Genomic DNA, 5310 nt, shown 5'->3' with positions numbered 1-5310 from the left:
GAAACTTCTCCTAAAAATACTGATCCCAACAAATAACAGTAAAGCAACATTGGCATAGGTAACGCCAAGATCGAGAAATGCTTCTGTTCTACTCAAATAGTGTTGTTTTACAATAGTAGGATAGACATACTCCAGTGCCATCATGGTAAATACAATCCCCATATTCAGCAGCAACCAAAAGAAATGCTGATTTTTAGGGATGATGAGGATGATCAGGAATAAGCTGATGGCAGAAAGCAATAGCATGTTACCTCCTAAGCCTCCATTATAAAGGTAAATCAGGATCATGATCAAACTCAGCTTGGTTGCACAAAGTGTAATGGCTAGTTTAACCTTCTTTTGAAACCTGCTCAGGTAATAATTGCCCAGCTCCATTACACCAGCAATGCCACAAACTACGGCGCCCAACTCCAGGCTCGTAAAGCTGTAAAAAAGCGCTTTAAAGAACAGCGTAAGGCTAATAATCAGAGATACGCCATGGAACATCCTGCTTTCCAGCGAAAATTCTACGGGATCTCCAAATAATGATCTTTTAAAGCGCTGTTGATTCATGCTCTTGTTAACTACATTCTTTCAGGCACGGTAATACCTAATATTTTCATCCCCGACTTAAGGATGTTTGCGGTTAACCAACTCAGGTTTAAACGGTGTTGTTTTACCTGCTCATCTTCTTCTTTGATAATGGGTGGCGTTTCATGGTAAAACTTGTTGAACATCTTGGCTACTTCGTAAAGGTAATTGGCCAATGTAGCCGGACTATAATTTTTAGCCGCAGCAGCAATTTCAACAGGGTATTTTGATAATAGAATCACCATTTCCAGCTCTGTAGGTGCTAATATTAAACTGGCTTCACTTTTAACACCTTCTTTATAGGCTGCTTTGTTCAATAAAGATTTGCTACGGGCATGGGTGTATTGAATAAACGGACCCGTGTTACCCTGGAAATCAATGGATTCTGAAGGATCAAACAAAAGGCGTTTTTTAGGTTCTACTTTCAACAGGAAGTATTTAAGGGCACCTAAACCGATGTTATAATAGAGTTGTTCTTTTTCTGCATCACTAAAATCGTTCGTTTTCCCTAAGGCTTCAGTTTTTTGTCTGGCGGTTTCAATCATTTCTGCCACTAAATCATCGGCATCAACAACTGTTCCTTCTCTGGATTTCATTTTGCCGCTTGGCAAATCGACCATTCCATAAGAAAGGTGATGTAAGCCTTGTGCCCATTCTTTGCCTAACTTCTTTAAAATCAGGAATAACACTTTAAAGTGGTAATCTTGCTCATTGCCCACTACATAAATAGACTCATCCATCCCGAAATCGTCGTATTTCATTTGTGCTGTGCCTAAATCCTGTGTAATGTATACCGAGGTGCCATCGGCACGTAACACTAATTTCTCATCTAAGCCATCGGCAGTTAAGTCAATCCAAACGGATCCGTCTTCTTTTTTGAAGAACACACCTTTGGCTAAACCTTCATCTACCGTATCTTTTCCTAATAAATAGGTATTGCTTTCATAGTAATATTTATCGAAATCTACACCCAGGTTTTTATAACTGATGTCGAAACCTGCATATACCCAGCTGTTCATCATTTTCCAAAGACTGATCACTTCTTCGTTCCCCGCTTCCCAGGCTAAAAGCATTTCTTGTGCTTCTTTAATTAAAGGCGCATTTTTTTTAGCTTCTTCTTCTGTTTCACCGCTTAACTTTAAGGTTTCAATTTCTTTTTTATATTCCTTATCAAAAATAACATAGTATTTTCCAACCAGGTGATCGCCTTTTAAGCCTGAGCTTTCTGGTGTTTCACCATTTCCAAATTTCTGCCAGGCTAGCATAGACTTACAAATATGGATGCCCCTGTCGTTAACCAGGTTTACTTTATAGACTTCATGTCCGTTTGCTTTCAAAAGTTCTGCAACAGAATAACCTAACAGGTTGTTACGCACATGGCCTAAATGCAAGGGTTTGTTGGTGTTGGGCGATGAATATTCTACCATCACCTTGTTTCCATTGGGTTTAAAAGTTCCAAAGGAAGGAGCTAATAAATCGGTATTTAATAAATTGACCCAATAATATTCAGCAATGCTTAAATTTAAGAAGCCTTTGATGACATTGAATGCAGTTACTTCTTCTACATGCTCCACAAGGTAAGCGCCTAAATCATTGGCCGTTGCTTCTGGAGATTTCTTAGAAAAACGAACGACTGGAAAAACAACTAAGGTAATTTGTCCTTCAAATTCTGCCCTTGTATCCTGCAGATTGACCTGCGCCTCTGGCATGTCCTGGTTGTATATTTCTTTTACTGCTGCAACGGTTGCAGTGATTAAATTTCTTTCGATGTTCATAGTCTAGTCGTTTCTTAGCGCATTTGTTGCCTTAACCAGAATTTCAAAGGCATGTTCTGCCATTTGGTTTTCACGGTCTAAAGTGGGGTTCACTTCAACAATTTCAAAGCAGCATACTTTTTTATTCGTAATTATTTTTGACATCAGCATCCCTGCTTCCTTTTCAGTGATCCCTTGTGCTACCGGGGTTCCTGTACCCCTTGAAGTGCTTGGATCTAAAGAGTCTACATCAAATGAAACGTAAATAAGGTCGCAATGATCTAAATACATCAACGTTTCAATCACGATTCGCTCTAATCCTCTTTTCCGCAGGTCTGCAGTAGTGATGTTTTTAACTTTATTCTTGATCACCAGCTTTTCTTCTGGCTTTTCCATATCGCGGGCTGAAATCAATACCAGGTCGCGGTAAGTGATCTTCGGTGCTATGTTGCCCACGTTCTTTAGCTGAAACCAATAGTTAATGGTTTCCTGATCTAACTTATTTACTTTTTCTTCTAAATTATCCTCTTCCAACACCATTGCCAGTGGCATGCCATGCATATTTCCGGAAGGTGTGGTGTAGGGAGAATGCATATCTGCATGGGCATCAATCCAGATAACGCCTAATTTTGCTTTAGGATTTGCAGCCTTAATACCTGATATTGTGCCTGCAGCGGTACTATGATCGCCCGCTAAAATTATTGGAAACTCATTTCTTTCTAAGGTAGCCTTTACTTCATCATGTACCCTTTCTACCATGGTCAGGATGCCAGAAATGCGCTTTGCAAAGGGACTGCCTGTACTTTCCAGCAGTAAATGGTTCTCATTGGGAACCTCTACAGACTTGTGCTTTTTAAAAAATCGGCTTCCATAATCAAGCGCCGCAATTTTTATGGCATCTACGCCCAGGCTGGCCCCACGGGTGCCTGCTCCTATCTCAGATTTTACCTCTATGATCTTTAATATTTTGGTCATAAAAAAAATTACGGCTGTGTTTTATAAAAGACTTATCTTTGTCGCCAAAATTAGTTGATTTTAATTTGCTAAACCCTTAAAAATCGTTCAAAAATATAAAAAATGCAGAGTTACTCCGAATTTCTTGATCTAAGTGTTGGTTTTCCTCAGGAAGGCTATGACATTATAGACGATGAATTATACTTCCACGACCTGAACTTAATGGAGATGATCGAAACTTATGGCACGCCATTACGTTTCACCTACCTGCCAATGATCAGCAAAAAAATTCAACAAGCGAAGATATTATTTCAAACTGCCATCCTTAAAAATGATTACCGTGGCGACTACAAGTACTGTTACTGTACAAAGAGTTCCCACTTTCGCCATATTGTAGAAGAAGCCCTGAAAAATGGGATCCACCTGGAAACTTCTTCTGCTTTCGACATGCCCATGATTGATGCATTGGAGAAAAAAGGTGCAGTGGATAAAAACATCACCGTTATTTGTAATGGTTTTAAAACTTATCAGTACAAACAATACATCATTGATATGCTGCATGATGGTTATAAAAACATTATCCCCGTATTGGATAACAAGGAAGAATTTAACTTGTATGACGATGAGGTGGAAATGGATACGCCTTGTAACCTTGGTATCCGTATTGCTGCTGAGGAGCAGCCTGATTCACAATTCTATACTTCTCGCCTGGGGGTGAGAATGGAAGATGTGATTGAATTTTACAATAACAAAATCGCTGTTAACCCTAATTTCAGGGTTAAATTGCTTCACTTCTTCATTAACTCGGGTATTTCTGATACACCGTATTACTGGAATGAGCTGGAGAAATATGTAACCTTATATTGTAAATTCAAAAAAATCAATCCTGAACTGGATACCCTTGATATTGGTGGTGGTATGCCATTTAAAGATTCATTGGTTTTTGATTTCGACTATGAGTACATGGTTAACGAAATTGTAAAAAGGATTAAAGAAATCTGTGCTGAACACGATGTAATTGAACCGGATATCATTACTGAATTTGGAAAATACACGGTTGCTGAAGCTTCAGGGATCCTTTACAAAGTATTAGGTCGTAAGCAACAAAACGACAGAGAAAAATGGTTAATGCTGGACGGATCGTTCATCACCAACTTACCTGATGTTTGGGCTTTGAACCAGAAATATGTATTGCTGCCGATCAACAATTGGGATGCAGAGTACGAAAGGGTCAACCTTGGTGGTATTACCTGCGATGGTCAGGATTATTACAACCAGGAAGCACACATGAACAGTGTGTTTATGCCTAAAACGCGTAAAGTGCAGTACCTTGGTTTCTTTAACACAGGTGCCTACCAGGAAGTATTGAGTGGTTATGGCGGTATCCACCATTGCTTATTGCCTAGCCCTAAGCATGTCATCATCCGCAGAAACCGCGATGAAACTTTCAACTTTGAGGTTTTTGGTGAGGAACAAAATAGTAAACAGGTATTGAAAATCCTGGGTTACACCTAGGTCTTTATTTAAAAAAGGGCAGTCCATCCGGATTGCCCTTTTCCAATTCATGTGCTTCAACCAAAACTTCCTGAAACCTCTTACAGGATCTATCTTACACAAGTCTTTAGTTTAGATACTTAATTTATTACGATACTTTAATTGCTTTTTCTGCTGGCACCACTTCTACTTTCTTAGCAATGCTGATGTTTAAAATACCATTCTCATAAGCAGCTGTGATTTTCTCTGCATCAATAGTTTCTGGTAATACAAATGACCTTGCAAAAGAATTATAATCATATTCTTTCCTGCTGTATGCTTTTGCTTCGCCATCTGCAACTTTTTTCTCTGCCCATACAGAAAGTGTATCTTTCTTTAAGTTAATGTGAAAATCTTCTTTTGTTAAACCTGGTGCCGCTATCTCTATCTGATAAGCTTCGGCACTTTCTAAAATGTTAACCCCTGGCACTTTATTAACCACAAGGTTTTTATTTAAGGCTTCGCTAAACAATGAGTCAAATACATTGTTAAAATAAGG

5 protein-coding genes are annotated in these 5310 nt (G+C 38.9%); 1 reads left to right on the top strand and 4 read right to left on the bottom strand.

What is annotated here, in order from left to right; translation table 11 throughout:
* The 3 genes from ACR2F7_RS00765 to ACR2F7_RS00755 all read right to left on the bottom strand — a co-directional run.
* Positions 1-552 (bottom strand): hypothetical protein (locus tag ACR2F7_RS00765; RefSeq protein WP_432711701.1); only part of this gene is annotated, 552 nt, incomplete at its 3' end.
* 11 nt (positions 553-563) lie between these two features.
* Positions 564-2345 carry an arginine--tRNA ligase gene (argS, locus tag ACR2F7_RS00760; protein ID WP_432711700.1) on the bottom strand — a complete coding sequence of 594 codons (1782 nt, stop codon included), beginning with the start codon at positions 2343-2345 and terminating at the stop codon, positions 564-566.
* A gap of 3 nt (positions 2346-2348) precedes the next feature.
* Complete coding sequence (locus tag ACR2F7_RS00755; protein WP_432711699.1) at positions 2349-3299, bottom strand: arginase; 951 nt, start codon at positions 3297-3299, stop codon at positions 2349-2351.
* Between the two features lie 102 nt (positions 3300-3401).
* Here ACR2F7_RS00755 and ACR2F7_RS00750 point away from each other — a divergent pair, with 102 nt between their 5' ends.
* Positions 3402-4793: an arginine decarboxylase gene (locus ACR2F7_RS00750; protein WP_432711698.1), complete on the top strand. Its 1392-nt coding sequence runs from the start codon at positions 3402-3404 to the stop codon at positions 4791-4793.
* A 127-nt stretch (positions 4794-4920) separates the two neighbouring features.
* On the opposite strand, the gene ACR2F7_RS00745 is transcribed toward ACR2F7_RS00750, so the two are convergent.
* The coding region (locus ACR2F7_RS00745; protein ID WP_432711697.1) for an Hsp20/alpha crystallin family protein at positions 4921-5310 on the bottom strand (390 nt) is incomplete at its 5' end.

It is taken from the genome of Pedobacter sp. (assembly GCF_045628745.1).
GTDB lineage: Bacteria > Bacteroidota > Bacteroidia > Sphingobacteriales > Sphingobacteriaceae > Pedobacter.
Note: the sequence above shows the minus strand (reverse complement) of the source record. Positions and strands in the feature narration are given on the sequence as shown.

Excerpts from the sequence above, each read along its gene's own strand:
- argS (WP_432711700.1), bottom strand. The coding sequence starts at position 2,345 with ATGAACATCGAAAGAAATTTAATCACTGCAACCGTTGCAGCAGTAAAA.
- ACR2F7_RS00755 (WP_432711699.1), bottom strand. The coding sequence starts at position 3,299 with ATGACCAAAATATTAAAGATCATAGAGGTAAAATCTGAGATAGGAGCA.
- ACR2F7_RS00750 (WP_432711698.1), top strand. The coding sequence starts at position 3,402 with ATGCAGAGTTACTCCGAATTTCTTGATCTAAGTGTTGGTTTTCCTCAG.